Origin of the sequence: Microbacterium sp. MYb64 (assembly GCF_002979495.1) — a bacterium.
Taxonomy (GTDB): domain Bacteria; phylum Actinomycetota; class Actinomycetes; order Actinomycetales; family Microbacteriaceae; genus Microbacterium; species Microbacterium azadirachtae_A.
In genome coordinates this window covers 206130-230915 of record NZ_PCOW01000001.1, presented here as the reverse complement: position 1 = coordinate 230915, position 24786 = coordinate 206130, and the positions used below count along the sequence as shown (strand labels likewise).

Here is a 24786-nt window from a genome sequence, read left to right as displayed (position 1 = left end):
CCCCTACGATCAAGCGTATGCCTCAGACCAAACGCACGCTCACCGGTGTGCTCAGCGGCCTGGCCGGCCTTGTCGGTCTCAGCGTCGTCGCCGGTGTGCTCGTCACGGCCACCGTCACTCCGGTGTTCGCCGTCACCGGTGCTGCCGCCGCTCAGTCGATCGACCTGTTCGAGGGCCTTCCCTCGAATCTGAAGGTCGACCGGCCGATGCAGCCGACCACGATCTACTCCAAGGACGCCAACGGCGCCGATCAGGTCATGGCGCGCTTCTACGATCAGAACCGCATCCCTGTGAAGTACGACCAGGTCGCCCCCGTGCTGATCGACGCCCTGCTGGCGAGCGAGGACAAGAACTTCTACACGCACGGCGGCATCGACATCGCCGGAACGATCAAGGCGGTCGTGGGCAACGTCAGTGGGTCCTCGACCAACGGCGGATCCTCGATCAGCCAGCAGTACGTCAAGAACGTGCTGCTGCAGGAATGCGAGAAGGGCGTTCCGCTCAACGATGCGAAGCGCGACGACAAACTGAACCAGTGCTGGGTCGACGCCGCCTCGGCCGTCGGCTCCAAGGGCATCGCCCGCAAGCTGCAGGAGATCCGCTACGCCACGGCGATCGAGAAGCAGTACTCCAAGAACGACATCCTCATCGGGTATCTGAACCTGGTGAACTTCGGTGGCACCACCTACGGCATCGAGGCCGCGGCGCAGCGCTACTTCAGTGTCTCCGCCTCGCAGCTCAACGCCGTGCAGGCCGCGACCCTGGTCGGCATGGTGCAGAACCCCAACGCCTTCCGTATCGACATGCCCGGTGGCACGTACGACTGCGACAAGGACGGCAACAACTGCAAGAACTCGCAGGCCGACGGCTACAAGGACACCCTCACGCGCCGGAACTACGTACTGAGCCGCATGGAGGTGCTCGGCAAGATCACCAAGGCCGAATACGAGGCCGACAAGGTGCAGCCGATCACCCCGGCGATCAAGACCCCCTCCTCGGGCTGCGGGGACGCGGGCGGCAACGCTTTCTTCTGCCAGTACGTCAAGGCGACTCTCGAGAACGACACGTCGCTCGACTCGGTGCTGGGCCCGGTGAAGGACCGCTCCGACAAGCTTCTGCGCGGCGGCCTCAACGTCTACACCACGCTCTCCGCTCCGATGCAGAGCGCCGCGCTGCAGGCGATGGCCGACCACACCACCCCGACCATCGAGGGGATGGACTTCGGTGCGGCTGCCACCACCATCGACCCCAAGACGGGCCGGATCCTTGCCATCGCGCAGAACACCGGCTTCACCGAGGAACAGTCGGATACAGCCACAAGCGGGCTGACTCAGTACGTGTACGCCGCGGACTCCGCTCATGGCGGAGGAATCGGCTTCTCCGTGGGTTCGACGTACAAGATCTTCACGCTCATCGACTGGCTGGAGAAGGGCCATTCGGTCCGTGAGACCCTGGCAGCTCCGGTGAAGAACTACACCATGAAGTGCGGCAACTCCACGATGACAACGGACACGCCGATCAAGAACTTCAACAACCAGAGCGGCTACACCGGAACGCCGATGCAGTTCACCCGCGACTCGCTGAACTCGGGCTTCCTCTCGATGGCTTCCAAGCTGGATCTCTGCGAGATCAACCAGGTCGCGCAGCGCATGGGCGTGCATCTGGGCGACGGCGGCAGCGTCACGGATCAGAACGTGCCGTTCGACGTGCTCGGCTCTAAGAACATCGCCGCACTCGACATGGCCTCCGCCTACGCCGCGGTCGCCAACAACGGCACCCGCTGCGCGCCGTATGCGATCGACAAGATCACCGGCCCCGACGGCACCGACATCCCGCTTCCGCCGCCGGCCTGCACCGAGGTCATCAAGCCCGAGATCGCGGCCACTGCGGCGTACGCACTGCAGGGCGTCATGAACTCGGGCGGCACCGGATCGCGCGCGAACCCCGACGACGGCACCCCGCTGATCGGCAAGACGGGTACGCACGAGAGCGCGCAGACGATGCTGGTGGATTCGTCGACCGCGGCGACCACCGCCGTGTGGGTCGGCCAGGCCAACGGCGACGCCGACATCTACAACTACTACTCGCACGATGTCAACGTCCCCGACATCCGCTACGGGCTCAGCCGCCAGATCACCGCTGCGGCGAATACGTTCTTCCCGGGCGGCGCCTTCCCCGACCCGTCGCAGAGCCTGCTCAAGCAGTCGTACACCAACCTGCCGAGCGTGGTCGGCATGACCGTCGACCAGGCCACGCAGACGCTCGAGGGCGCAGGCTTCTCGGTCTCCGTGGGCGCCCCCGTGCAGAGCAACCTGCCGGCCGACCAGGTCGCCCAGCAGGATCCAGGCCCCGGTCAGGCCGTCACAGGCAGCACGATCACGATCTCGCCGAGCAACGGGCAGGGCGTTTCGGTGCCGAACGTGGTCGGCAAGACCATGGGCGATGCTGCGACCGCGCTCCAGCAGGCGGGTTTCCAGGCAGTGAAGGGAACCTGTACGCCCGGCAACGGCGATGACTCCGGCACCGTGTCGGCCACGTCCCCCGCTGCTGGAACGGCCGCACCGAAGGGCTCCTCCGTCACGCTCAACTACGTGAAGAAGAACTGCCAGGGATGACGTCCTCTCGCACCGCCCGTTCGGCCCTCATCGCACTCGGTGCGGTGGGGGCCGCCGGTGTCGCGGCCGCCACCTGGGGCATCGGCATCGAGCGCTACCTCTTCACATTGCGGCATGCCACGGCGCGGTCGCTGCCCGCGGGATCCCGTCCCCTGCGGATCCTGCACGTCTCCGACGCGCACATGGCACCCTGGCAGCATCGCAAGCAGCGCTGGCTTGCATCCCTGGCGGAGCTGCGCCCCGACCTCGTCGTGAACACGGGTGACAACCTCGGCCATGAGGACGGCCTCGAGGGCGTCCGTGCGGCGTTCGCTCCGTTCGCCGGAACGCCGGGCGTCTTCGTGCACGGGTCCAACGACAAGTTCGGGCCATCGCCCCGCAATCCGTTCCGCTACTTCATGGGCCCTTCGGCGCGCTCCATCACAGCCCCGAAGCTCGATACCGAGGCGCTGGACGGCTTCTTCACCGACGACCTCGGCTGGGTCGATCTGGACAACACCGCGGCCACGCTTCAGATCGCCGGATCCCGGGTGGATCTGTTCGGCGTCGACGATGCGCATCGCCACTGGGATCGACTCGACGAGCTGCCCGCCGCGATCGATGCTCTGGGAGCACGCCCCGCCGACGTGCCCGTCCTGGGGGTCACGCACGCGCCGTACCAGCGCGTGCTGAACTCGTTCACCGATCTGGGCGCGGACGCGATCCTGGGCGGCCACACGCACGGCGGCCAGGTGTGCATCCCGGGCTTCGGCGCGATCGTCGCCAACTGCGACATCCCCCTGAAGCAGGCGAAGGGTCTCAGCACCTGGTCCCACGCCGGCCGCACGGTGCCCCTCAACGTGAGCGCCGGCTGCGGCCACTCGATCTACGCGCCGGTCCGCTTCGCGTGCCGCCCCGAGGCGACCCTGCTGACGCTGCTGCCCCGGGCGTGACGGTCTCGCCGCCTGCGCGCCACGCGCGGGTTCCGCCTCGATTCGCCCCTCGGCTCGTCTCCGTATAGACTTGAACGGTTGCCACGGGGTGTGGCGCAGCTTGGTAGCGCGCTTCGTTCGGGACGAAGAGGCCGCAGGTTCAAATCCTGTCACCCCGACCAGCACGTGAAAGGGACCGACCAATCAGGTCGGTCCCTTTCACGTTGCCGCGGTACTGCCGATGCGTCTCCAGGACCCTTCACACCCCGATCCTCTACGCTGGAATCGCTATGACGACGCCCCGCCTGGTCGCCTTCGACCTCGACGACACCCTCGCCCCCTCCAAGGCCGCGATCGATCCCCGCATCGCCGAGCTCCTCCTCTCCCTCGCGCGCCGCGTCGAGGTCGCCATCATCTCCGGCGGCAACGAAGAGCAGTTCCGCACACAGGTCATCGCCCGGCTCGGCGACGCCGATGCGGAGCTCCTCCAGCGCATCCACCTGCTGCCGACCTGCGGCACGCGCTACCTGCGACACGACGGATCCGGCTTCTCCCTCGTCTACGCCCGCGACCTCAGCGATCGGCAGAAGACCGCCGCCCTCAGCGCCCTCGAAGAGGAGGCACGCCGCCTCGGACTCTGGGAGAGCGAGACCTGGGGACCGATCCTCGAGGACCGCGGCTCGCAGATCACCTTCTCCGCCCTCGGCCAGAAGGCGCCCCACGACGCGAAGAAGGCCTGGGACCCCGACGGATCCCGACGCGCCGCTCTCCGTGACGCGGTAGTTCCGCGCGTGCCCGATCTGGAGGTCCGCTCCGGCGGATCCACCTCGATCGACATCACGCGCGCCGGCATCGACAAGGCCTACGGCATGACCGAGCTCGCCGAGCGCACGGGCATCCCCTTCGAGGAGATGCTCTTCTACGGCGACCGCCTGGACGAGGGCGGCAACGACTACCCCGTCAAGGCCCTCGGCGTACCCTGCGTCGCCGTGGCGGGCTGGGAGGACACCGCGGACCACCTGGACGCCCTGCTCCCGGCGCTGGCGGCCGCTCCGGCGACCCCGCACGCGCTCTGAGCCCGCCGCAAGCGCACTGACGCGCTCCGCCTGACCTCCGACGCCTCGGACGCCCCTGGCGCCTCAGGACGGCGACAGGAGCGCGCCCGAGGCGCCAGGAGTCATCGCGCCGCGACCGCCGCCGCTCCAGGCGCCACGGGCACCATGCGGGTGAGCTGGGTGACGTGGCGGGGCTCCAGTTCGGCGAGCGAGGAGACGCCGAGCAGGCGCATGGTGCGCTCGATCTCGCTGCGCAGGATCGCGATCGTGCGGTCGACGCCGCGACGCCCGCCGGCCATGAGCCCGTAGAGGTAGGCGCGGCCGATGAGGGTGAAGTCGGCGCCGAGGGCGACAGCGGCCACGATGTCGGCCCCGTTCATGATGCCCGTGTCGACCATGACGGTGAAGTCGTCGCCCACGGCCTTGCGCACCTGCGGGAGCAGGTGGAACGGGATGGGCGCGCGGTCGAGCTGACGGCCGCCGTGGTTGGAGAGCACCACGCCGTCCACGCCGTGCGTGTCCTTCAGCCGCAGCGCGTCCTCGACCGTCTGCACGCCCTTGACAAGCAGCTTGCCCGGCCAGATGCCCCGGATCACCTCGAGGTCGTCGTAGCTGATCGTGGGATCCATCGCCGCGTCGAGCAGCTCCCCGACCGTGCCGCCCGTCGTCGACAGCGACGCGAACTCGAGCTTCGGGGTGGTCAGGAAGTCGATCCACCACCACGGCCGCGGAATCGCGTTGATGATCGTGCCGAGCGTGAGCTGCGGCGGGATCGAGAAGCCGTTGCGCTTGTCGCGCAGGCGGGCGCCGGCGACCGGGGTGTCGACCGTGAACATGAGCGTGTCGAAGCCGGCCTCGGCCGCACGGCGGGTGAGGCCGTAGGAGATCTCCCGGTCGCGCATGACGTACAGCTGGAACCAGTTGCGCCCCGCGGGGTTGGTCTTCTTCACGTCCTCGATCGAGGTCGTGCCGAGCGTGGACAGCGTGAAGGGGATCCCCGCGGCGGCTGCGGCGCCGGCGCCGGCGAACTCGCCCTCGGTCTGCATGAGACGCGTGAATCCCGTCGGCGCGATCCCGAACGGCAGCGCACTCTGTCCGCCGAGGATCGTGGTGGAGGTGTCGAGCTCGGGAGCCGGCGCGAGGATCCCGGGGTGGAACTCGACGTCCTCGAACGCCTGGCGGGCGCGCGCCAGCGACAGCTCGCCCTCAGCCGCGCCGTCGGTGTAGTCGAAGGCGGCCTTGGGCGTGCGACGCTTCGCGATCGTGCGCAGATCCGAGATCGTCAGTGCGCCTTCGAGGCGGCGCTTCGTGCCGTCGAGCTCAGGGGCCTTGAACTTCATCAGGTCGAAGATCTCGGCGGGGTTGGGGAGCTGTCGCTGCACCATGGGTGGGTCCTTCCGATCAGGGAGTCGTGCCGCCGGCGCCGGCCAGGCCGGTCGCGGCGTAATAGCCGGTGATGTGGTCGTGGACGAGCGCAGCGGCCACGTCGGCGCGGCCCTCGTCGATCGCGCGGACGATGTCGCGGTGCTCGGCGCGGAGCCGCGCCGCCATGCCGGCCCAGTCCTCGATCCCCGCGGATCCGGTCCGCACGTAGGATTCGATGCTGTCCCGCAGCCCCGTCATCATCGCGGCGACGACGGCGTTGCCGCTGGCCTCGGCCAGCGCGAGGTGCAGCTGCGCGTCGAGCGCGAGGAAGTCCGCGGCGCTGAGATCGGCGTCCATCGCGTCGAGGAGAAAGTGCACCTCGGCGGTGTCGCCGTCTCCCCGTGCGAGCGCCGTGACGACGGCCTGCTCGAGGATGAGCCGGGTGCCGACGACATCCGCGATCGGGAAGCCCTGCGCGGCGACCTGCAGTCGCAGGAGCGCGGACAGGCCCCCTCCGGGCGCCGCGATGACGATCGCGCCCGCCTGCGGGCCGGAACCGGTCGAGGTGCGGATGAGCCCCATCACCTCGAGCACGCGGATCGCCTCGCGCACGCTGGAGCGCCCCACGCCCAGTTCCGCCGCGAGGTCGCGTTCGCTCGGCAGCCGGTCCCCCGGGCCGAGCTCGCCGTCGAGCAGACGCTGCTCGAGGTGCTGCAGCACCGTGCGCCAGGTGCGCGCCGGCGCATCCGCACGTTCAGCCATCCGTCCTCCTGTGGTCAGACCACACGATACTCCCCTGTGGTCAGACCACGCAACACCCCCTCCACAACAGAGTCGTCCCCCTCAGCGCACGCCATGGGGTGCGCTGAGGGGGACGACTCGGAAGATAGGGGTCAGCCCAGGCGGCCGTGGGACTCCTCGAGGTAGCAGTGGCCGCAGAGGGACTCGTAGGCGACCGGCCCCTGGGCCTGCCTCAGGGCGCCGTCGATCGCGACCTGGTCGCCATCGAACACGAAGCGGTCGCCGATCCGACGGCCGTTGAAGACCGCCTTGCGCCCGCAGCGGCAGATCGTCTTGAGCTCCTCGAGCGTGTGCGCGATCGCGAGCAGCCGACCGGATCCCGGGAAGGCATGCGTGAGGAAGTCGTTGCGGATCCCGTAGGCGAGCACGGGGATGTCGTCCTCCACCGCGATCCGGAACAGGTCGTCGACCTGGTCCGGCTCCAGGAACTGCGCCTCGTCCACGAGGAGGCAGGCGACGTCGGATCCGCCCTGCTGCGCCCGGGAGCGCTCGCTCCGGAACAGCTCCCTCGCGCTCTCCCCCGCGGCGATGAGGAAGTCCACCTCGCGGGTCATGCCGAGGCGGCTCTCGATCTGCGAGGCGCCCTTGGTGTCGATCGCGGGCTTCGCGAGCAGCACCTGCTGGCCGCGCTCCTCATAGTTGTAGGCGGCCTGCAGCAGCGCCGTGGACTTGCCGGAGTTCATCGCCCCGTAGCGGAAGTACAGCTTGGCCACGGCGCGGGATCAGGCCGTCAGATCGAGCGTCTTCGCCGTGGCGCCCATCGACGCGCGCGCATCGGCGGCGGAATCGTTGAGCTTCTCGCCGAGAGTCGGGATCAGCTTCTGCAGCTTCGGCTCCCACTCCCCGTACTGCTCAGGGAAGCAGCGCTGCAGCACGTCGAGCATGACGGGCACGGCCGTGGATGCGCCAGGAGAGGCGCCCAGCAGGCCCGCGATCGTGCCGTCGGCGGCCGCGACCACCTCGGTGCCGAACTGAAGCTTGCCGCCCTTCATGACCTGCGCGCGCTGACCGGCCTGCAGCAGCTCCCAGTCGCCGTCCGCCGCAGTGGGCATGAACTCGCGCAGCGTCGACACCTTCTTGTGGTGCGTCTTCAGCAGCTCGCTGACCAGGTACTTGATCAGGTCGAAGTTCGTGAACGCGACCTTGAGCATGCTGCCCAGGTTGTGCGGGCGCACCTGGGTCACGATGTCGAGCATCCCGCCCTGCTTGAGGAACTTCGGGCTGAAGGTCGCGAACGGGCCGAACAGCAGGCTGGTCTCACCGTCCACGACGCGGGTGTCCAGGTGCGGCACCGACATCGGCGGAGCGCCGACAGGGGCCTGCGAGTAGACCTTGGCCTGGTGCTTGGCGACGATCGCCGGGTTCGAGGTCCTCAGCCACTGCCCGCCGATTGGGAAGCAGCCGTAGCCCTTGATCTCGGAGATGCCGGAGCCCTGCAGCAGCTTGAGCGCCCAGCCGCCCGCGCCGACGAACACGAAGCGCGCGTTGATCTCTCCCGGAGTCCGCCCGATCACGTTGCGGTACTTGACGTCCCAGGTGCCGTCCTTGCGCTGCGAGAGCTTGCGGACCTCGTGGTTGCGCCGCAGGCTGAAGCGGTCGTCCTCGGTGAGGTGGTCGAACAGCTGACGGGTGAGGGATCCGAAGTCCACGTCCGTGCCGCTCGGCACCCGGGTGGCGGCGAAGGGCTCGCCCTTGCGGCGCTGCTCCATGAGCAGCGGCGCCCAGGTGTTGATGACGCGGGAGTCCTCGCTGAACTCGATCCCCGCGAACAGCGGCTGCTTCTTGAGCACTTCGTAGCGGTGGCGCAGGTAGTCCACGTCCTTCTGCCCACGCACGAACGTCATGTGCGGGGTGGAGTTGATGAACGTCGTGGGGGCGTCGAGCACCCCGCGGTCGACGAGCGTCGACCACAGCTGGCGGCTGAGCTGGAACTGCTCGTTGATGCCGATCGCCTTCGCCGGATCGAGCACGCCGTCCTTGCCCTCTGGCATGTAGTTCAGCTCGCACAGGGCGGCGTGCCCCGTGCCCGCGTTGTTCCACGCGTTGGAGCTCTCCTCCGCGACGTCTCCGAGTCGCTCGAAGGCCACGACCTTCCAGTCGGGCTGGAGTTCGCGGAGCAGGGTTCCGAGGGTGGCGCTCATGATGCCACCGCCGATGAGGACGACGTCGACGGATTCAGTCACCCGATCAGTCTAGTTCGCCGCGAGGCCGCCGATATTCGCCGTGGCGGCCATCCGGCGACCGGAATTCGCCCGGACGGAGGTCAGTCGCCGAGGCGTGCGGCGACGAGCTCCGCGACCTGGACCGCGTTCAGCGCGGCGCCCTTGCGCAGGTTGTCGTTGCTGATGAACAGCACGAGCCCCTTGCCCTCCGGCGCGGACTGATCGGCACGGATCCGCCCGACGTAGCTCGGGTCCTTGCCCGCGGCGTACAGCGGCGTCGGCACCTCTTCGACCACGACGCCGGGTGCGGCGGCGAGCACGTCGTACGCGCGCGCAGGGGTGATGTCGTTCGCGAACTCGACGTTGATCGACAGCGAGTGCCCGGTGAAGACCGGCACGCGCACGCACGTCCCCGCGACGCGGAGGTCCGGCAGGCCGAGGATCTTGCGGCTCTCGTTGCGGAGCTTCTTCTCCTCGTCGGTCTCGTTGAGACCGTCGTCGACCAGGGACCCGGCGAGCGGGATGACGTCGAAGGCGATCGGCGCCACGTACTTCTCCGGCTGGGGGAAGTCGAGCGCGGATCCGTCGTGCACGAGCTGCAGTGTGTCGCCCTGTGCCAGCACGCCCTCGACCTGACCGAGCAGCTCCTGCGCGCCGGCGAGACCGGATCCGCTCACGGCCTGGTACGTGCTCACGATCAGGCGCTCGAGCCCTGCTTCGGCGTGCAGCGCCTTGAGCACGGGCATCGCGGCCATCGTGGTGCAGTTGGGGTTCGCGATGATGCCCTTGGGTGTGTCCGCGATCGCCTCGGGGTTGACCTCGCTCACCACGAGGGGCACCTCGGGGTCCATCCGCCAGGCGCTGGAGTTGTCGACCACGACAGCGCCGGCCGCGGCGAAGCGGGGCGCGTAGGCGCGGCTCGCGGTGGCGCCCGCGGAGAAGAGTGCGATCTCGACGCCGGCGGGATCCGCGGTCTCGACGTCCTCCACGATCACCGGCGTGCCGCCGAAGTCGATCGCCGTGCCGGCCGAGCGGGCCGAGGCGAACAGGCGCAGCTCGCGGATCGGGAACGAGCGCTCCGCGAGGATGTCGCGCATGACGGTGCCGACCTGGCCGGTGGCGCCGACGATCGCGACGGAGAATCCTGAGTCGGAGATGCGGGTCATGGGGATGCTTCCTTGGCTTCGTGCCGTGGCGGGTGCCGGACGGCGGACGAGGCGGAGGCGCGGTCGCCGGGTGTGGCGGATCAGTCCGCGCCTGGCGCCGGTGTCAGGGTTTGGGCGATTCTACCGGGTTCGGAGGGGAGCCCGGCGCAGAGGCGATCGCGCGGGACGGGTCAGCGACCGGTGCCGGCGGCGACGACGGCCTCGACCTCGCCGTCCAGGCCGTACGCGGCGTGCACGACGCGCGCGGCCTCGGCGAGCTCGTCGCCGCGCACGACGACGGAGATCCGGATCTCGGAGGTCGAGATCATCTCCAGGTTCACGCCCGAGGTCGACAGCGCCTCGAAGAGGATCGCGGAGACGCCCGAATGCGTGCGCATGCCGGCGCCCACGACCGAGAGCTTCCCGATCTGGTCGTCGTGCAGGAGGCTCTCGAAGCCCACATCGGCCTGCTCTGCGGCGAGCGCCTTGAGCGCGGCGGAGGCGTCGGACTTCGGCAGCGTGAAGGAGATGTCGGTGCGCCCGGTGGACGCGGCCGAGACGTTCTGCACGATCATGTCGACGTTCGCGCCGGACTTGGCGACGATCTTGAAGATCTCCGCGGCCTTCCCCGGCACGTCAGGAACGCCCGCGACGGTGACCTTGGCCTGGCTGAGGTCGGTGGCGACACCGGCGACGATCGGCTCTTCCATGACTGCTCCCTCGGATTCGCGGGGGTTCTTCATGCCCTCGCCCAGAACGTAGGTGCCCTCGGTCGACGTGAAGCTCGACCGGGCGTGGATCAGGACGCCGTGCCGGCGCGCGTATTCGACGGCGCGGATGTACAGCACCTTGGCACCGTTCGCGGCGAGTTCGAGCATCTCCTCGCTCGACACATGCGAGAGCTTGTGCGCGAGCGGGACGACGCGCGGATCCGCCGTGAAGATGCCGTCGACGTCACTGTAGATCTCGCAGACGTCGGCGTCGAGGGCGGCGGCGAGGGCCACCGCGGTGGTGTCGGATCCGCCGCGGCCGAGGGTCGTGATGTCCTGCGTGTCGTCGTTGATGCCCTGGAAGCCGGCGACGATGACGATCGCGCCCTCGTCGAGCGCCTCGCGCAGCCGCGTCGGGGTGACCTCGACGATGCGCGCGGATCCGTGCCGGCTGTCGGTGCGCATCCCGGCCTGCGGACCGGTGAAGGAACGCGCGTCGAAGCCCATGGAGTGGATCGCCATCGCGAGCAGCGCCATCGAGATCCGCTCTCCGCTGGAGAGCAGCATGTCGAGCTCGCGCGGCGCGGGGATCGGCGCGACCTGGGCCGCGAGGTCGAGCAGCTCGTCCGTGGTGTCGCCCATCGCGCTCACGGCCACGACGACGTCGTGCCCGGCGCGGCGCGTGTCGACGATGCGCTTCGCGACGCGCTTGATGCTCTCTGCGTCGGCGACGGACGAGCCGCCGTACTTCTGCACGATGAGGGCCACGGATCACTCCTGGGGGATGCCGGGCGCCGGAGGCGGCGCACCACCGCACATTCTACGAGCGCACTCCATGCCGGATCCGGTATGTGACGGCGGCGGCAGGGTGCTGACGCCGTTCGCGGCTCGCCGGGCTTGGGCACGACCGGGCCGTTTTGGGGCGCGTCTTGGCCGTTTGGGGCGCGCCACGACACCACGACCGGGGATGGTGCGCCCCAAAACGGCGCAGTGCGCCCCAAACCTGGGGCGGCGCGGGCCAGGCCCGCGGCGGAGGCCGGATCCAGTGCGGGGAGTCGGACCCGGTGCGGGAAGCGGATCCGGTGCGGGAAACGGATCCGGCGTGGGAGTTGATCCGGAGTGGGGTGTCGGACCCTGTTCGGAGGGGCGCGGATCCTCGGTCCAGAGGTTGGGGCCGGTTTGGGGCGCAGCCCTGCCGTTTGGGGCGCGCCACGACACTGTGACTGGGGGTAGCGCGCCCCTAAACGGCGCGGTGCGCCCCAAACGGGGGGGGTGGATCCCCGGAGTGGGCCGGGTGGGCCGCCTCGCGCGGTCAGAGCAGGCCGCGGCGGCGGGCCTCGGAGACGGCGCCCGTGCGACTCTCTGCTCCGAGCTTGTCGAGCAGGTGCACGATGTGCGTCTTGACCGTGGCCTCCGTGACGAAAAGGCGCACCGCGATCTCGCGGTTGCTGAGCCCCTCCGCCACGAGTGTCAGCACCTCCTGCTCACGCGCGGTGAGATCGACCCTTGGCGCGCGCAGCGCGGCCACGAGGCGTTCGTCCCCGCCCGGGGTGGGAACGGCGGATCCCGCGGCCGCGTCGACGATCGCGCGGGAGATGACCTCGACGCCGACCTCCTTGAGCAGGTATCCGGCGGCGCCCGCCTCCACGGCGCGGACGATCTGCGCATCGTGGTCGAAGGTGGTGAGGATCAGCACCGCGGGCGGCGCAGGAAGCGCTCGCAGCGCCGCGGTCGTGGCGACGCCGTCCATGCCCTCCCCGAGACGCAGGTCGCAGAGCACCACGTCCGGGCGCAGCTCGCGGGCCGCCTCGACGGCCTCCTCGCCGGTGCCGACCTCGGCGAGGACGTCGAAGCCACGCGCCTCGACGACCGCACGGATCCCTGCGCGCACGATCGGGTGGTCGTCGACGATGATCAGCCGGATGCTCATGCCGCTCCCCCATCCGCGTCGGTGCCGCCGCCCGCGCCAAGCCCCGCACCCGCTCCCGCACCGGCGCCCGCCCCGAGCGGCAGTGTCGCCTCGATCGTGGTCCCGGCGCCCGGCGCGGATCGGATCGTAAGCTCACCGCCGCCCTCCCGCAATCGCGAGCGCATCGCAGCGAGGCCATAGGACGCATCGGAGGGGCGCACGGCCTGGTCGAACCCGACGCCGTCGTCCTCGAGCCGCAGGCGCACGGATCCGGCGCCGGACGTCAGCGCGACCTGGACCGTCTGCGCCTTCGCGTGCTGGCGCACATTGGCGAGAGCGGACTGTGCGACCCGCAGCAGGGCGACCTCCACCGGCGTCGACAGGGCGGGGAGGTCCGGATCCACCTGCAGCGTGCCGGTGATGCCGGACTCGTCGCGCAGGGCGTCGAGCATGCGGGCGAGAGCCGCCGCGAGGGCGGACTCGTCGAGGTCGGCGGGAGCGAGGGCCGCGACGATGCGGCGCAGCTCGGTGAGCGAGTGCTGGGCGAGCTGCTCGATCTGCGCGGTGCGATCCTGGCGCACCCCAGCCACAGGCGCCGCCGGAGCCGCCGCGACGCCGTCCGCGCCGGCCGGCGGCTCCAGGCGGGCGAGCATGACGATCGTGCTGAGCTCCTGGGCGATCGTGTCGTGCAGGTCCCGGGCGAGCCGGGTGCGCTCACGTGTCGCGCCGGCCTCGCGCTGGCTCGCGGCGAGTTCGTCGTGCAGGCGCTCCGCTTCATGCTGGGCACGCAGCATCGAGTCGATGAGGCGCTCCCGCTCGGCCGCGTCGCGCAGCATCGCGTCGTATCCCAGCGACACCGCGAAGGCGAAGCCACCACCGACGAGGGGTCCGATCAGGTGCGCGAGCAGCGTCCCCGGCTGCACCGCGCCAGGATGCAGCATCGGTGCGACGATCGAGGCCGCGAGCACCACGACCATGAACGCGAAGGACCACGGCAGGCGCAGCACGTGCCCGGCGAGCAGCAGCAGCGGGAACGCGAGCCAGACGAACTCCGCGGACAGGGCGAGCATCCCGATCCAGATCGCGAGCAGCCCCAGCATCCACCAGACGGCGGCGCGCTTGTGCGCGAACCCGGCACCGGCGCCGTACCAGGCGAGGTACACGGCGGCGGCGAGCAGAACCGGGAGCAGCTCGCCCTCGATGCCCGCGCGCGCCGTGGTAACGACGACCAGAACCACCGTGATGAGGTGCAGGGCGAACCGCGCACCGCGCAGCATCCGCTGACGGGCGGATCCGGATGCGCTGCTCATGCTCCGATTCTCCCGCGCGGGCGGGGCTTCTGCCCAGCGCGGAGCCTCGTTCGTTCGATGGATGCGCCGGGGAAGGGATGCGCGCAGGCTGGCATCATGACCTCTTCTGCCGACATCACCGCACCGTCCTCCTCCGCGCCCGCGCAGCGACGCGCTCTGACCCAGCTCTTCGTCGCCGCCGTCGTCTGGATCGCGCTCGGCCTCCTTGCGGGGCTGTTCTACCGAGAGTTCACGAAGGCGCAGGGCTTTCCGAACGGCGTGAGCGGGCAGCTCGCGCTGGTGCACACCCACCTGCTCGCGCTCGGCGCACTCGTGACGCTCATCGTGCTCGCCCTCGAGAAGACGTTCACGCTGTCCGCGAGCCGCCTGTTCTCCTGGTTCTTCTGGATCTACAACGCCGGCGTGCTCGTGACGGGCGCGATGATGGCCTGGCACGGGACTCTCGACGTGCTGAAGGTCGAGGCGTCGAAGGCGATCTCTGGGATCGCCGGTGCCGGTCACATCCTGATCGGAGCGGCCTTCGTGCTGCTGCTGATCACTCTGTGGAAGGGGATCCGTCGCGCGTTCTGACCTCCGAGCGGACGGCCGGGTCCCGCGGGATCGGCGCCGCCGGCGGCACCGGCTCGGCCGTCAGCTCCACCGCGGTCTCGTCGACGGCGCCCCTGGGTCGCAGCCGACCGCCGGTACCCGCGAACCAGCACCCGACGAGCACCAGCGGGAAGCCGATGATGAGGCCAGGTGTGAACGGCTCAGCGAGCACGATCGCCCCCAGGACGATCGCGATCACCGGGTTGACGTAGGTGAACAGCGGCGCGCGGACCGGGCCGACCTCCTTGATGAGGGCGAAGAAGGCAAGGAACGCGATCGCCGTGCAGATGACGCCGAGGGCGATCAGCGCGGCGATCGACGGCATGGTCGGCACCGTGTGCTGGGTGAGCAGCGCGATCGGCAGGTAGAGGATCCCGATGAAGAGCAGCGCGAGTGTGATCGTGCCGATCGACGGCACATGGCCGAGCTTGCGGGCGACGATGAACGGCGCGGTCGCATAGAGCACGGCGACGAGCAGCACCTCCCCCGCCGCGAGGAAGTCGACCTTGCCGCCCGCGAGACCGGGGCCCGCGACCACGACGCCGACGCCGACGAACCCGACCAGAAGACCGATCAGTCGCGCCGGGCCCAGCACGCCGCGGTCTCCGCCACCCAGTGCGATGAGCGCCGCGAACAGGGGAACCGTCGCGACGAGCAGACCCGTCAGCCCCGAAGGCAGGGACTGCTCGGCGTGGCCGAGGAGGAAGAACGGACCCGCCATCTCGACGAGGCCGAACGCGAGCACCCAGGGCCAGTGCTTCCACGCGGCTTTGATCGCACCGCTGCGGATCGCGAACGGGAGCAGCAGGAGCGCGGCGATGAGGGTTCGTCCCGCGACCATCGCCGCCGGGGAGAACGACTCCACGACCACGCTGATGAGCAGGTAGGGCACGCCCCAGAGCAGGCACATCGCGCCGAAGAGCAGCCAGCCGCGACGGCTGAAGCCCGTACCGGTCACAGCACGCGCCGCCCCTCGAAGGCGCGTCCGAGAGTGACCTCGTCCGCATACTCCAGGTCGCCGCCCACCGGCAGCCCGGAGGCGAGACGCGAGACGGTGATCTGCATGGTGGTGAGCAGCCTGCTGAGATAGCTCGCCGTCGCCTCGCCCTCGAGGTTCGGGTTCGTCGCGAGGATGACCTCCTGCACCGTGCCGTCGGCGAGCCGCGTCATCAGCTGGGTGATGCGCAGGTCATCCGGCCCGACGCCGGCGATCGGGCTGATCGCGCCGCCCAGCACGTGGTAGAGCCCCCGGAATTCACGCGTGCGCTCGATCGCCGCGACGTCCTTGGCATCCTCGACCACGCAGATGAACTCGGGGTTGCGGCGCGGGTCGCGGCAGATCGCGCAGCGCTCCTGCTCCGCGACGTTGCCGCAGATCTCGCAGAACCGCACCCGCTCGCGCACCTCGGAGAGAAGCTCGGAGAGCCGCTTCACGTCGAAGGAGGGCGTCTGCAGGATGTGGAACGTGATGCGCTGCGCGGATTTCGGGCCGATACCCGGCAGACGACCGAACTCGTCGATCAGTTCCTGGACGATGCCGTCGTACATCTCGTGATCCTCATGATCGCTCGTTCACTTCACCTGGTCGCCGCTGTCGCGGTTCCTCACTGGAACCGGGTCTGCGGCTCGTACGGCTCCTCGCGGAGGAACCTCGCGCCGAGCACCTGGCGCACCACCGCCTCGCCGTAGCGCTGCACGCCGGGAGCGCCGGAGCGCGGAGCACGGTCGATGACCGCAGGCGCGGGAGGCGCAACGCGCGGCGCCGGATCCGGTCGTGCAGCGGCGGCTGCGGGTGCAGGACTCGGATCCGGTCGTGCGGCGGCGGGTGCAGGACTCGGATCCGCTCCGCCGACCTCGGACATGGCCTGTCCGACCGGAGCCAAAGCGGGCTCTGGGGCGGCGCTGTAGCGACCGGGGCCGGCATCCGGGCCCGGATCGTCGGCGTCGTCGGGGAACGGAGGTTCGTCGTCGAGGACGTCCCCGTCGTGCCCGGGCTCGTACCAGCCGGACGCCGGCATCGCTTCGATGTCGGCGGGTTCCTCGTCGACCGGGAACTGCGCCACCCGCGGTGCGGACGCGGCGGGTTCGGCTTCAGGCGCGGGAGGTTCTGTCGCAGCGGGCAGGGAAGCGGCTGCGTCCGCCGGCGGAGCGGACTCCGACTCGCCCTGCGGAATCGAGGCGACCGCCCACTCGGTGACGGGGGCGGAGGCCGTCGCAACCGGGCGCTGCGGCGCCCGGGCCGTGCTCGACGACGGCGACGGGGGCGTCGCGGGCGATGCCGAGTCGGGGCCCCGCTCCGCGGACTCGGACGAGGTCTGGTCGGAGGGGCGCGGGGCCTTCCCGCCCTCTGCTAACTTCCGTTCGGGCGCCGCCGCGGGCAGCGGGGCCGGCAGATATTTGACCTTGACGGCGAGTTCGCCCTCGATCGCCGTGCGCAGGTGGTCGGACGGACCGTCACCGGGCTTCGTGCCCTTGAACCGCGCGACGTCGTTCGGTCCGGGGAACCCGAGTGTGAGCACCTCGGTCTCGGTGTCGTAGGCGAGCGGCTGCACCGCGGTGACCACGAGCCAGGACCCGCGGCTGATCTTCTCGAGTCGTCCGAGCACCGCGGTCCAGGAAGCCCGGACCCGGTCGAAATCGACGGGACCGGACGGCGCGGAAGCAGCGGTTTCGGCGACTGGATCCGGCTCGCCGACAGGAGATGCGGCGGACTGGCGCCCTTCGTCTCGCTGCGCTCGCTCAGGGACCGGGCTGGGCTCAGCTGCCGGAGTCGGTGATGCAGCCGGGGCGACGGCGGCGGCAACGGAATCGCCGCGTTTCGTCTCGGTCGCTTCGCGTCCTTGCTCAACGACCGGGAGTGCCGAAACGGGCTTCGCAGCCGGTGCCGAGGCGGGATTCGCCACGGGCGCCGTCTCCCCGCCGCCGGCGAGAGCGGTGAGCACGCGGGCGACGAGCAGCTCGAGATGCAGACGCGGCGACGTCGCGCCCGACATGTCGTCGAGCGCCGAGCTGACCAGGTCGGCCGCGCGCGAAAGGCGCGGACCGCCGAACGCCACGGCCTGGCCGCGCATGCGGGTCAGTTCGTCCTCCGGAACCCCGCGCAGCACGGCAGAGGCCGCATCCCCGACCGCGGCGATCACGATGAGGTCGCGCAGCCGCTCCAGCAGGTCGTCGACGAAGCGGCGCGGATCCTGTCCTGTCTGCACCACCCGGTCGATCGCGGGGAAGGCGGCGGCCGCGTCGCCCGCGGCGAGGGCGTCGACGATCTCGTCGAGCAGCGCGGAGTGCGTGTAGCCGAGCAGCGCGACCGCACGCTCGTAGCCGACGTCGCCGTTCTCGGAGCCCGCGATGAGCTGGTCGAGCAACGACAGCGTGTCGCGCGGGGATCCGCCGCCGGCGCGCACGACGAGCGGCAGCACGCCCTGGGCGACGGTCACGCCTTCTTCGGCGCAGAGCTTCTCGACGTACTCGAGCATCGCCGCCGGCGGCACCAGCCGGAACGGGTAGTGGTGCGTCCGGGAGCGGATCGTGCCGAGCACCTTCTCGGGCTCGGTCGTCGCGAAGATGAACTTGATGTGCGGCGGCGGCTCCTCGACGAGCTTCAGCAGCGCGTTGAAGCCCTGCGGCGTCACCATGTGCGCCTCGTCGAGGATGAAGATCTTGAACCGGTCCCGGCTGGGCGCGAACGTCGCGCGCTCGCGCAGATCCCTGGCGTCGTCGACGCCGTTGTGGCTGGCCGCGTCGATCTCGACGACGTCGAGGGATCCGCCGCCGTTGCGCGACAGCTCGACACAGCTCGGGCACACGCCGCACGGGGTGTCGGTGGGGCCTTCGGCGCAGTTCAGACAGCGCGCCAGGATCCGTGCGGACGTGGTCTTCCCGCAGCCTCGCGGGCCGGAGAACAGATAGGCGTGGCCCACCCTGTCGCCGCGCAGCGCGGTCATGAGCGGATCGGTCACCTGCGACTGCCCGATCATCTCCCCGAAGTTCTCGGGCCGGTAACGGCGGTACAGGGCTGTGCTCACCCGACAAGACTACGGTGTGCGTCGGACATCGGCGCGGGCCATCCGGCGCCGGCGCCTGGGCGTCTGCGGCGTCGGCGCCGATGCCCCGCCGGACGGTGCGGGAGAAGCCACGGCGAACCCCTGCCGCAGCCCCTCGAACGGACGTACCCTGAAGGAGGAGGTGGATGATGACGCAGGTGGCAGCAGGCGACCGGATCCGCATCCACGGCCGGGTGGTGGGCGGCGCGGAGCGATCCGGCGTGGTCCTCGAGGTGCGCGGCGAACTCCTCGTCGTGCGCTACGACGACGGGCACGAGGCGGTGCTCTCACCGGGCAGTGACTGCGAGATCAGGCACGGCGAATAGGCAGGGGCCGCGAAGCACCGGCCCCTGCGGCGGGCGCCGATCCCCTCGAGAGTCTCGGGGACCGGCGCCACGGACGGGACTACTCCCCCGATTCTCCGGCGTAACCGACGATCGGGATGGCCGAGGTCGTCGGAACGGTCGGCGACAGGATCGTGCCGTCCTCGCGGCGTGCCTGCGAACCGAACTCCGGACGCCCGCGCAGGACAGGGCCCTGGTCCGCGAGATGCACGGCGGCAGGAGCGTCGATCGACGCCGTGTGCGCGGCTCCGCGCACCGAGAACGAGACCGGATCTCCCGAGCGGACCTCGACCAGCAACTGGTCCGCGGTCAGCGTGATCTGCAGCTGGGAGCCGTGCCACTGCAGCGGATACGACAGCTCCGGCCAGTCGGTCGGCAGACGGGGATCGAAGCTGAGCTCGCCGTCGTGGTCGCGCATGCCGCCGAATCCGCACACGAGCGCCGTCCACACGCCACCCGCGGACGCCACGTGCACGCCGTCCGAGGCGTTGCGGTGCAGGTCGCCCAGGTCGACGTAGATCGCATGCTCGAAGTACTCGTGCGCGAGATCCTGGTACCCGACCTCCGCGGCGAGGATCGACTGCACGACCGCCGACAGGGTCGAGTCGCCCGTGGTGAGCGGGTCGTAGTACTCGAAGTCGGCGAGTTTCTCCGCCTCGGTGAAGTGGTTGCCCTGCAGGAACAGCGCGAGCACCACGTCCGCCTGCTTCAGCACCTGGAACCGGTAGATCACGAGCGGGTGGAAGTGCAGCAGCAGGGGGCGCTGCTCGGGCGGGGTGGCCGGCAGATCCCACACCTCGCGCTCGAGGAACAGCGAATCCTGCGGGTGGATCCCCAGCGCGGGGCTGAACGGGATGTGCATCGCGTCGGCCGCGCGCTCCCAGCGCTCGACCTCGGCGGGCTCGATGCCGAGCCGCTCCACCGCCGCGTCGTACGCCTCCGGCGCGTCCGCGGCCATCTCCCGCACCACGCGCGCCGCGAAGCGCAGGTTGTACCGGGCCATGACGTTCGTGAAGAGGTTGTCGTTGACGACGGTGGTGTACTCGTCCGGGCCGGTGACACCGTGGATGTGGAACGTGTCGACCCCCGCGGCGGAGCGCCAGAAGCCCAGCGTCGCCCACATCCGCGCGGTCTCGACGGCGATGTCCACGCCCTGTCGGTAGAGGAAGTCGTCGTCGCCGGTCGCGCGCACGTACTTCCCGAGCGCATAGCTGACGTCGGCGTTGATGTGATACTGCGCGGTGCCCGCGGCGTAGTACGCGCTGGCCTCCTCGCCGTTGATCGTGCGCCAGGGGAAGAGCGCCCCGCCCTCGTTCAGCTGGCCTGCACGGCGGCGCGCGGCGGGCAGCATGTGCACGCGGCAGCGCAGCGCGTTGCGCGCGAACTGCGGGGACGTGTAGGTGAGGAACGGCAGCACGTACACCTCGGTGTCCCAGAAGTAGTGCCCGCCGTAGCCGGATCCGCTCACGCCCTTCGCCGAGACGCCGGCGCCGTCGGCGCGCGCGGAGGCCTGCGCAATCTGGAACAGGCACCAGCGGGTCGCCTGCTGCAGGTCGTCGTGTCCCGCGATGCGCACGTCGCTGCGCTCCCAGAACGCGGTCAGCCACTCGGCCTGCTTGGCGAACTGCGCCTCGACGCCCTCCACCGCGGCACGGTCGAGCGTGCGCCGGCAGCGGTCGATGAGCTCGCGCGCCGGCACCCCGCGGGACGTGTGGTAGCTCACGAGCTTCGTCACGCGCGTGGGGACGCCGGCCTTCGCCTGCACCCGGAACACGTTCTTCGCGATGTCGGGCTCGACGAGCTGCCGTGCGGTGTACTCGTTCTCGGTCTCGACCAGGTGGTCGGCGACCACGGCGAGGGTCATGCCGGAGTCCGCGACGCGATAGGCGAGGGCGGAACGCCCGCCGTCCTGCCAGTACTCGGCGGGCTGCAGCACGCGGTCGCCGATCCGCTCCGCCTTGCGCGGATCGAAGCCGGCCTTCTCCCCCGGGGATCCCGCCGCCATCGACGGCACGCCGCCGTACACGTCCTCGCCGTCCTGCCGGTTCAGCAGCTGGCACGAGATCGTCACGGGGGCGTCGGAGTTCTCGACCGTGACCTCGAGGCGCAGCACCGCGAGGTGGCGCTCGACGAAGGACACGATGCGCTCGTCGCGGATGCGCACCCGCTTGCCCGAGGGCGTCTCCCACAGCACCTCTCGGCTGAGGACACCCGTGCGGAAGTCGAGCTCACGGCGGTACTCGCGCACATCCGCCTCGTCGAAGCTCAGCGGCTCGTCGTCGACGTACACCCGCATGACCTTGGCGTCCGGGGCGTTCACGATCGTCTGGCCGACCTCGGCGAAGCCGAACGCCTGTTCGGCATGGCGGATCTTCCAGGTCTCATGCAGCCCGTTGATGAAGGTGCCGTGCTCGAGCGCGTTGCGGCCCTCGATGTGATTGCCGCGCAGGCCGAGATATCCGTTGCCGAGACCCATGAGCGTCTCCGAGACGCCAGGGTTTACGTGCGGATAGGACGTCTCGACCAGACGCCACGGGTCGACGGGGAAGAGGTCGCGATCGATCATGCAGTGCTCTCCGTGAGGGGATCGGTTCAGGACAGGAAGCGGTCGAGGTCGTCCACGACGACGGTCGCGCCATGGGCGAGGAGGGTGTCGGATCCGGCTCCGCGGTCGACGCCGACGACCGTGCCGTAGCCGGCCGCGGCAGCCGAGGCGACGCCGCTGGTCGCGTCCTCGACGGCGACCGCGGATGCCGGGTCGACGCCGATGCGCTCGGCGCCGACGCGGAACACGTCGGGCGCGGGCTTGGACGCGAGGTGCTCGCGCTCGGCGACGACGCCGTCGACGATCACCGTGAAGAAGTCGCGGATGCCGGCCGTGGCCAGCACCTCCTCCGCGTTCTTGGAGCTGGACACCACTGCCATCGGAACCTCCGCGGCGCGCAGCTCCTGCAGCAGGGCGAGGGATCCGGGATACGGCGCGATGCCGTCACGGCGCAGCGCCTCGGAGAAGGCGACGTTCTTGCGGTTGCCGATCCCGCAGATGGTGTCGGCCTCCGGGTCGTCGTCGACGGATCCCCACGGGATCTCCACGTTGCGGCTGCGGAGCAGGCTCGCGACGCCGTCGTAGCGCTTCTTCCCGTCGACGTACGCGAAGTAGTCCTCGTCGGTGTACGCGGGCGCGATGTCCCAGAGCAGGAACACCTCGTCGAACACCGCCTGCCAGGCGCGCATGTGCACCTCGGCGGTCGGCGTCAGCACGCCGTCGAGATCGAACAGCACGGCGGCCGAGCGATGCAGATCGGGAAGCGCTGCGGGGGTGTCGGGCACGGCGGAGCCTCCGGGTGGCTGAGAACGGGATCTTTCGGATCGGCACGTCTGGGTGCCACCCTGTCCAGGGTAGTGCGCACGGGGTGCCGCGGGAAGGCGTGCGGACGTCGAAACTCAGGGCAGGGTCGCGACCTTCTCGGCGGTGACGACCCGCAGCTCGGGGATCCCGGAGCCGTTGTACACCGTGGTCCGACCCGCCGCCGAGGGCACCACGAACTCGATCCGCAGCACGTCGCCGCTCACCGCGGCATCGAGCACCCCCGGATCCGCCGTCAGGGCGATCGGATTCGCGGCGTCCTGCAGCGTGTCCTCCGGCGGGGCCACGCCGATGAACCCGATGAGCCCCGTGGTGTCGCGCAGGCTCTGCGGAATGGTCTCGGTGCCGACCTGGATCTCGACATAGGCCGTGTGCTGCTCCCCCTCATGGCCGGCCGGGTCGCGGAGAAGGGCCTCCAGCTGTGCGGGATCCAGCGCGGGATACGCCGGGTCGACGACCGGGGCGGCCGGGACGGGTGGGGCGGGTGACGCGGGCGCGCCTGTCTCGACGACCGGATGGACGCCGTCGGGCGCGGACCCCTCGGACGAGGACTGCTCCGACAGTCCGGCGACGAGCCCGAGCGCGGCGGGGATCAGGATGAGCGCCGCGATGCCGATGAAGATGAGGGGCGTCCACGACCGTCGCTGCGGAGGCGTCTCGGGCGCCGGGGCGCCGGCGGGACGAGGGCGGCCGTCCCGATCGTGTTCGAGCGGCGGGATCACGTACGGGGCCGTGAGGTTCTTTGGCACCGCGGAGTACACGGTGGGCCTGCGCTCGTCGCGTCCCATGCTCGGACACTAGCGCGTCTGCGGGCCGATCCTTCGAACCTGGTTCTGGGCTGGTTCACCCGGATGGGCCGAAGGCATCGGCGAGGGGCCGACGGACGGAGCTGGGGCTGCCGCCGCGGTTGCGTGGGCGGCGCCAGGCGCCGTGCGGGTCCCACCAGTGCGGTCCGCGGATCTCGGGGGCGCCGTGGCTCATGCGGATCCGCCATCCCGAGGTGTCGAGGGTGCGGTGGTGATGCCAGCAGAGGGCGACGCCGTTGCTGGTGTGGGTCGGGCCGCCGTCGGCATGCTCTCGGACGTGATGGATCTCGCACCACGTCGCGGGCACATGGCAGCCGGGGATCACGCACTCCCGATCGCGATGCAGGATCGCGCGGCGTTGCAGGGCGTTGAAGATCCGCGCCGAGGTGCCGAGGGAGACGATCTGGCCGTGTTCGTCGTACAGCACCCGCTGGATCCCGCCGGCGCAGGCGGTGTGGTGGGCGACCGACAGGGGAACGTCGTCGTTCATGCCCTCGATGAACGCTCGTCCGGTGCCGCGGGCGTAGTCCGCCGCGGACACGGAGACGACCAGTGTCGGGGCCGCGCCGCCGAGCGTGGGCATGTCCGCGTGGGCGGCGGCGACGTTCAGGATCGCGGCGAGGTTGTCGTGGTTGCGCTGCGCCCGCGCGCGGGTGTCGACCGGGGCGGCCGGGCCGCCTTCGAGGGCCGGATCGAGCGGGTCGTCGACGGGCTCGCAGAAGCGCACGTCCCCGCGTCCGCCACCAGAATCATCGGACCCGGCCGACGCGCCGGATCCTCCGGAAGCAGGATCCGAATCGCTTCCGGCGCGCCTGCTCAGGTCGGGAGAGCCGGCGGCGGCGGGGTTGTTGAGCGCGTCGAACAGGCGCTCCAGCACCCCGGCGACCTCCGGCAGCAGTCCGCCCTGCACCGGACGCACGCCGTCGCGAAGGCGGCCGATCGTGAACCCCCGGTTGTGCTCTGCTCGCCGGTCGTCGGGCTCGGCGCCATCAGGGTCGATCCGGAGCATCAGGGCGCGGGCGAAGTCGGCGAGTTCGTCGGTGGACGGCGCGGGGCCGGGGTTGCCGTGCTCGTCGGGCAGATCCAGTCCTCGGGCCGTGTTCGCGAGCAGAGCGTCGAGAGCCTCACGCTCATCGTCGGTGATCCGCGCGCGGGCCCGCTCGACGGGACCGATCGCGGCGAGCAACCCCGTCACGGAGATCTCCCCGTCACGCAGGGCCTGCCCGAGCGCCTCGAACCGCGCCGGCGCGTGCTCTCCCGCAGACAGCAGGAAGTCGCACCCGACCGCGTCCGCAGCGCGCACGTACTTGCGGGCCGTGCCCACATCCGCCCGCAGTGCACGGCGCAGCAGCTCGGTCAGGTCAGCGCACCCAGCGGTAGCGCTGATCGTCGATGACGCGGCCCCGGCCTCCCGCTCCTTCGCATGTGCGGCCGCGGCTGTGATGCCCGCGTCGAGCAGCCGCTGCACGCGCCCGAGCGACTGCAGGATGCGAATCGTCTCCGGATCCGCGACGCCCTCGAACTGCGTCGTCACCTCAGCCGACGCGCACACCTGCTGGAGCAGGTGCTCGACCTGTTCCAGAGCCTCGCGCGTCGTCGATGTCATACCCCTATTCAACCCAGGGCCACAGACATTCGAACGCCCAGATCAGGGG

The 24786-nt window shown here is 70.4% G+C and carries 20 protein-coding genes and 1 tRNA gene; 6 read left to right on the top strand and 15 right to left on the bottom strand.

Translation table 11 applies throughout. The features are described 5' to 3' along the window. Positions 1–17: 17 nt before the first annotated feature. From CQ044_RS01090 to CQ044_RS01075, 4 genes are all read left to right on the top strand, one after another. Complete coding sequence (locus CQ044_RS01090; protein ID WP_105686251.1) at positions 18–2615, top strand: transglycosylase domain-containing protein; 2598 nt, start codon at positions 18–20, stop codon at positions 2613–2615. Beyond that, positions 2612–3547 (top strand): metallophosphoesterase, encoded by a 936-nt coding sequence (locus CQ044_RS01085; protein ID WP_105686249.1) that lies wholly within the window; start codon positions 2612–2614, stop codon positions 3545–3547. The genes CQ044_RS01090 and CQ044_RS01085 overlap by 4 nt, the downstream gene beginning before the upstream one ends. 84 nt (positions 3548–3631) lie before the next feature. Next, positions 3632–3708 (top strand) — tRNA-Pro (locus tag CQ044_RS01080). A gap of 108 nt (positions 3709–3816) precedes the next feature. Then, positions 3817–4602 carry an HAD-IIB family hydrolase gene (locus CQ044_RS01075; RefSeq protein ID WP_105686248.1) on the top strand — a complete coding sequence of 262 codons (786 nt, stop codon included), beginning with the start codon at positions 3817–3819 and terminating at the stop codon, positions 4600–4602. Between the two features lie 101 nt (positions 4603–4703). Here CQ044_RS01075 and CQ044_RS01070 read toward each other — a convergent pair whose 3' ends face one another. The 8 genes from CQ044_RS01070 to CQ044_RS01035 form a co-directional block, all read right to left on the bottom strand. Then, on the bottom strand, positions 4704–5966 hold the full coding sequence (locus CQ044_RS01070) for an alpha-hydroxy acid oxidase (RefSeq protein ID WP_105686246.1): 1263 nt from the start codon (positions 5964–5966) through the stop codon (positions 4704–4706). Positions 5967–5982: 16 nt separating this feature from the next. Continuing rightward, entirely contained in the window at positions 5983–6708 is a 726-nt protein-coding gene (locus tag CQ044_RS01065; protein ID WP_105686244.1) for a FadR/GntR family transcriptional regulator, read from the bottom strand. A 131-nt stretch (positions 6709–6839) separates the two neighbouring features. Then, positions 6840–7460 (bottom strand): thymidine kinase, encoded by a 621-nt coding sequence (locus CQ044_RS01060; protein WP_105686243.1) that lies wholly within the window; start codon positions 7458–7460, stop codon positions 6840–6842. A 9-nt stretch (positions 7461–7469) separates the two neighbouring features. Further along, entirely contained in the window at positions 7470–8930 is a 1461-nt protein-coding gene (mqo, locus tag CQ044_RS01055; protein ID WP_105686241.1) for a malate dehydrogenase (quinone), read from the bottom strand. Between the two features lie 80 nt (positions 8931–9010). Beyond that, positions 9011–10075, bottom strand: a complete 1065-nt coding sequence (locus CQ044_RS01050; RefSeq protein WP_105686240.1) for an aspartate-semialdehyde dehydrogenase — start codon at positions 10073–10075, stop codon at positions 9011–9013. A 170-nt stretch (positions 10076–10245) separates the two neighbouring features. Continuing rightward, entirely contained in the window at positions 10246–11532 is a 1287-nt protein-coding gene (locus tag CQ044_RS01045; RefSeq protein WP_105686238.1) for an aspartate kinase, read from the bottom strand. A gap of 544 nt (positions 11533–12076) precedes the next feature. Beyond that, positions 12077–12694: a response regulator transcription factor gene (locus CQ044_RS01040; protein WP_105686237.1), complete on the bottom strand. Its 618-nt coding sequence runs from the start codon at positions 12692–12694 to the stop codon at positions 12077–12079. Next, entirely contained in the window at positions 12691–13983 is a 1293-nt protein-coding gene (locus CQ044_RS01035; RefSeq protein ID WP_105686235.1) for a sensor histidine kinase, read from the bottom strand. Before CQ044_RS01035 ends, CQ044_RS01040 begins: the two co-directional genes overlap by 4 nt. A 96-nt stretch (positions 13984–14079) precedes the next feature. On the opposite strand from CQ044_RS01035, the gene CQ044_RS01030 reads away from it, so the two are divergent. Further along, positions 14080–14553 carry a DUF2871 domain-containing protein gene (locus tag CQ044_RS01030; RefSeq protein WP_308736917.1) on the top strand — a complete coding sequence of 158 codons (474 nt, stop codon included), beginning with the start codon at positions 14080–14082 and terminating at the stop codon, positions 14551–14553. Here CQ044_RS01030 and CQ044_RS01025 read toward each other — a convergent pair. The 3 genes from CQ044_RS01025 to CQ044_RS01015 are packed head-to-tail and all read right to left on the bottom strand — an operon-like array spanning position 14519 to position 18596. Next, positions 14519–15529 (bottom strand): DMT family transporter, encoded by a 1011-nt coding sequence (locus CQ044_RS01025; protein ID WP_258133092.1) that lies wholly within the window; start codon positions 15527–15529, stop codon positions 14519–14521. The two genes, CQ044_RS01030 and CQ044_RS01025, sit on opposite strands and share 35 nt — an antisense overlap. Next, positions 15526–16119 (bottom strand): recombination mediator RecR, encoded by a 594-nt coding sequence (gene recR / locus CQ044_RS01020; RefSeq protein ID WP_105686233.1) that lies wholly within the window; start codon positions 16117–16119, stop codon positions 15526–15528. The genes CQ044_RS01025 and recR overlap by 4 nt, the downstream gene beginning before the upstream one ends. A 56-nt stretch (positions 16120–16175) precedes the next feature. Further along, complete coding sequence (locus CQ044_RS01015) at positions 16176–18596, bottom strand: DNA polymerase III subunit gamma and tau (RefSeq protein ID WP_105686231.1); 2421 nt, start codon at positions 18594–18596, stop codon at positions 16176–16178. 164 nt (positions 18597–18760) lie between these two features. Here CQ044_RS01015 and CQ044_RS01010 point away from each other — a divergent pair, with 164 nt between their 5' ends. Further along, positions 18761–18940: a DUF1918 domain-containing protein gene (locus tag CQ044_RS01010; protein WP_045273406.1), complete on the top strand. Its 180-nt coding sequence runs from the start codon at positions 18761–18763 to the stop codon at positions 18938–18940. A gap of 79 nt (positions 18941–19019) precedes the next feature. Here the strand turns inward: CQ044_RS01010 and CQ044_RS01005 are convergent, their stop codons facing one another. The 4 genes from CQ044_RS01005 to CQ044_RS00990 all read right to left on the bottom strand — a co-directional run bounded on the left by CQ044_RS01005 (position 19020) and on the right by CQ044_RS00990 (position 24737). Next, a complete protein-coding gene (locus tag CQ044_RS01005; RefSeq protein WP_105686229.1) occupies positions 19020–21524 on the bottom strand; it encodes a glycoside hydrolase family 65 protein in 2505 nt (834 codons plus the stop codon). 26 nt (positions 21525–21550) lie between these two features. Then, positions 21551–22288 carry a beta-phosphoglucomutase family hydrolase gene (locus CQ044_RS01000; protein ID WP_105686227.1) on the bottom strand — a complete coding sequence of 246 codons (738 nt, stop codon included), beginning with the start codon at positions 22286–22288 and terminating at the stop codon, positions 21551–21553. Between the two features lie 114 nt (positions 22289–22402). After that, positions 22403–23113: a hypothetical protein gene (locus CQ044_RS00995; RefSeq protein WP_105686226.1), complete on the bottom strand. Its 711-nt coding sequence runs from the start codon at positions 23111–23113 to the stop codon at positions 22403–22405. A gap of 55 nt (positions 23114–23168) precedes the next feature. Next, positions 23169–24737: an HNH endonuclease signature motif containing protein gene (locus CQ044_RS00990; RefSeq protein WP_105686225.1), complete on the bottom strand. Its 1569-nt coding sequence runs from the start codon at positions 24735–24737 to the stop codon at positions 23169–23171. Positions 24738–24786 lie beyond the last annotated feature (49 nt).

What these genes read in the sequence shown, in the direction of transcription:
- CQ044_RS01070 (WP_105686246.1), bottom strand. Translation starts at nt 5,966, where the DNA reads ATGGTGCAGCGACAGCTCCCCAACCCCGCCGAGATCTTCGACCTGATG.
- CQ044_RS01035 (WP_105686235.1), bottom strand. Translation starts at nt 13,983, where the DNA reads ATGAGCAGCGCATCCGGATCCGCCCGTCAGCGGATGCTGCGCGGTGCG.
- CQ044_RS01085 (WP_105686249.1), top strand. Translation starts at nt 2,612, where the DNA reads ATGACGTCCTCTCGCACCGCCCGTTCGGCCCTCATCGCACTCGGTGCG.
- CQ044_RS01050 (WP_105686240.1), bottom strand. Translation starts at nt 10,075, where the DNA reads ATGACCCGCATCTCCGACTCAGGATTCTCCGTCGCGATCGTCGGCGCC.
- CQ044_RS00990 (WP_105686225.1), bottom strand. Translation starts at nt 24,737, where the DNA reads ATGACATCGACGACGCGCGAGGCTCTGGAACAGGTCGAGCACCTGCTC.
- CQ044_RS01040 (WP_105686237.1), bottom strand. Translation starts at nt 12,694, where the DNA reads ATGAGCATCCGGCTGATCATCGTCGACGACCACCCGATCGTGCGCGCA.
- CQ044_RS01005 (WP_105686229.1), bottom strand. Translation starts at nt 21,524, where the DNA reads ATGATCGATCGCGACCTCTTCCCCGTCGACCCGTGGCGTCTGGTCGAG.
- CQ044_RS01065 (WP_105686244.1), bottom strand. Translation starts at nt 6,708, where the DNA reads ATGGCTGAACGTGCGGATGCGCCGGCGCGCACCTGGCGCACGGTGCTG.
- CQ044_RS01090 (WP_105686251.1), top strand. Translation starts at nt 18, where the DNA reads ATGCCTCAGACCAAACGCACGCTCACCGGTGTGCTCAGCGGCCTGGCC.
- CQ044_RS01075 (WP_105686248.1), top strand. Translation starts at nt 3,817, where the DNA reads ATGACGACGCCCCGCCTGGTCGCCTTCGACCTCGACGACACCCTCGCC.
- recR (WP_105686233.1), bottom strand. Translation starts at nt 16,119, where the DNA reads ATGTACGACGGCATCGTCCAGGAACTGATCGACGAGTTCGGTCGTCTG.
- CQ044_RS00995 (WP_105686226.1), bottom strand. Translation starts at nt 23,113, where the DNA reads ATGGGACGCGACGAGCGCAGGCCCACCGTGTACTCCGCGGTGCCAAAG.
- CQ044_RS01010 (WP_045273406.1), top strand. Translation starts at nt 18,761, where the DNA reads ATGATGACGCAGGTGGCAGCAGGCGACCGGATCCGCATCCACGGCCGG.
- CQ044_RS01030 (WP_308736917.1), top strand. Translation starts at nt 14,080, where the DNA reads ATGACCTCTTCTGCCGACATCACCGCACCGTCCTCCTCCGCGCCCGCG.